The sequence below is a fragment of the Desulfosporosinus sp. Tol-M2 genome (assembly GCF_059735615.1).
The window spans coordinates 1-2,679 of sequence record NZ_JCAIJG010000007.1; the positions used below are offsets into that span (position 1 = coordinate 1).

3 protein-coding genes and 1 riboswitch are annotated in these 2,679 nt (G+C 46.9%); all 3 genes read right to left on the reverse strand.

The features are described from left to right. Positions 1–38: 38 nt before the first annotated feature. Entirely contained in the window at positions 39–692 is a 654-nt protein-coding gene (locus AC6I5A_RS00185; protein WP_034610302.1) for a riboflavin synthase, read from the reverse strand. A gap of 116 nt (positions 693–808) precedes the next feature. Continuing rightward, a complete protein-coding gene (ribD, locus tag AC6I5A_RS00190; RefSeq protein ID WP_034610303.1) occupies positions 809–1,954 on the reverse strand; it encodes a bifunctional diaminohydroxyphosphoribosylaminopyrimidine deaminase/5-amino-6-(5-phosphoribosylamino)uracil reductase RibD in 1,146 nt (381 codons plus the stop codon). Between the two features lie 101 nt (positions 1,955–2,055). Further along, positions 2,056–2,169: riboswitch (FMN riboswitch) on the reverse strand. 71 nt (positions 2,170–2,240) lie between these two features. Further along, the coding region (locus AC6I5A_RS00195; RefSeq protein WP_034610304.1) for a GNAT family N-acetyltransferase at positions 2,241–2,679 on the reverse strand (439 nt) is incomplete at its 5' end.

Below are 2,679 nucleotides of genomic sequence, written 5' to 3' on the forward strand. Positions count from 1 at the left end.
CTCCTTTATTATTAACCCAAGGTTTAAGCGAATAAGATTCAGATAAATCCGTGTTCCGCCAAAAAACCCAGAGAAAGATCCGGTTTATTTTTACTTGAGGCGGTATTTATCCCCATAAATCGAGCGACATACTTACCGATAAGGTCTGTTTCCAGGTTGACGCTTGCACCAATCCCCTTTAATCCCAGTGTAGTTTGCTCAAATGTATGGGGAATAAGGGAGACTGTAAAATATTCGGCTTCCACATCAATCACCGTTAGTGAAATCCCATCAATAGCGACTGATCCTTTTGGCAGCATATAGGAAAGTAAGGCAGGTGGTGCGCTGATTTCATAAACTTGGGCGATTCCCCATGTGGTAATCCTCCGAATGCTGCCAACACCATCAATGTGCCCACTGACCAAATGTCCGCCTAAACGGGTTTGAAGCTGTAACGCTCGCTCCAGATTAACACGGCTGCCACTTTTAAGCTCGGCAAGATTGGTTTTTGCCAATGTTTCCGCCATCACATCCACTGTGAATTCACGCTCGCTTTGCCGAATCACGGTCAGGCAAACACCGTTGATGGCGATGCTATCTCCGATTTGGGTTCCCTTAAGGATTTTTTCCCCTTCGATAGTAAGTTGCCCGGATTCCGGCAGGAGCCGAAGGGTACGGACGATGCCCAGTTCTTCTACAATTCCAGTAAACACTTGTATCCCCTTTCTAATGTATCCTAGTCCTGTATTGTCGGCTGCGTTCAATTACGCAATTCCACTAAACATTAGCTTGTAGTTACTTCACCCAATTCCAGAAGGAGTTTCCGAGATTATTCCGACCTCTGGCATCTGATCTCTGACTTCTGATCATGCAGATAACCGGTAACATGAAGATCCTCCGCATACATATCAAGGTGAAGATCTCGAAGGGCTATGGCTTCCGCCATATACTCAATATGCAACCCTGAAAGGGGAGAAGGTCCATTTCCCCCAACCAGTTTGGGTGCAATAAAAAACTCGATTTTGTCAACAAGTTGCTCTTGAATAAGTATACCCGCCAGTCCGCCGCCGCCTTCCAGCAACACACCGGTCCAACTGCGATGAACAAGATCCCGCAAAAGTTTTTCCAGGGGAACATACCGAAGTGTGTCATATTGCCATACTTCAACCCCTGCGAGGTTGTTCAGACGTTTAATCTTCTCGGGAGAGGCAGCTTGCGTTGTAGCAATAATACATGGGCTGTGAGCGGAGGAGGTTAGGACCTGTGCATTTTCGACGAGACGTAATTGCCCATCGACGATGAGTCTAACAGGGTCTTGCCCACGGGGAAGACGGCAGGTGAGGGCGGGGTCATCCCGGACGACAGTTTCACTTCCCGCCAGAATAACATCATACCGATCACGTAATTGATGAACATATTGCCGGGAAACTTCCGTAGTGACCCAGCGTGAATCGCCAGTCTCAGTGGCGATTTTGCCATCTAAAGTCATCGCTGTTTTGTAAACGACAAAGGGTAAGCCGGTCGAGATCACTTTAATAAAGACTTCATTAATGAGGGAGGCTTCATGAAACATTAAGCCCACGTCTACCTCAATTCCAACCTCGCGTAAGCGAGCGATGCCACGACCGGAAACAAGTGGGTTGGGATCTTTCATGGCGACGACAACTCGTTTAATCCCGGCGCGGATCAGCGCCTCTGCGCAGGGAGGCGTTCGGCCAAAATGAGAACATGGTTCCAGGGAAACATAAGCGGTAGCGTCGCGGGCCTGCTTCCCCGCAGCTGCGAGAGCATGAATCTCAGCATGAGGAGTACCTGCTTTAAGGTGATATCCTTCTCCGACGATCTGTTCATCCTTGACTATTACACAACCAACGAGAGGATTAGGACTGGTTCGTCCCATTGCCTTGACGGCTAAATCAAGTGCTCTGGTCATGAACTTTCCATCATTCAAATTGAAAGGACTTGATGCTTGCATATAGAATCCCCTTCATACAATAAAAAAACACCCAAGTCTTCTCTGGGTGTTTGGGTCAGAAAGTTACAGCTCAAAAAAAGCGCAAATACGCCTCATTCTACCTGTTCCTCTTCTCATCCAGACTCTACTGTCGGCCCCGGAATGTCACCGGATCTGCCAAAAGGCTCGCGGGCTTTACCGCCGGTAGGGAATTTCACCCAACCCCAGAGGAATATTACAGTTATCTAATTAGTCAGGTATTAAATTAGTTATAGTTTACCCCAGACTCCCGATTTTAGCAACCTTATTATTTGCCATGCAGGGAGAAGAATTCTTCCCGTAATAAACCCATGAGAATGGCATCGTGATATTTTCCTAACACAAAACGTGCTTCCCGCTGACGACCTTCAATCTTGAAACCGACTTTTTCATAAACCCTTATAGCCCGATTATTTCCATCCCAAGTATCCAGCGAAATTCTGTGGAAATTCCACTGGGTAAGAAGGAAACGCGAAAAGGTGATTAAGGCATCTGTGCCGTAGCCTTTACCCCAATATGTTTTATTCCCAAGAACAACAAAGAGCGTAGCCGATTGAGCAGGGATATTGACTTCTTTAAAGCCTATAGTTCCAATAAGCAGTTCGTTTTCAGCCAAAATAGTATAGCGGTAGGTATCCGGCAATTCGTCGAGAAACTTTACCGCAAGTTGCTCTTTGCTTAGCAGGGTATTCAAGGGCCAAACCCCG

Excerpts from the sequence above, each read along its gene's own strand:
- ribD (WP_034610303.1), bottom strand. The coding sequence starts at position 1,954 with ATGCAAGCATCAAGTCCTTTCAATTTGAATGATGGAAAGTTCATGACC.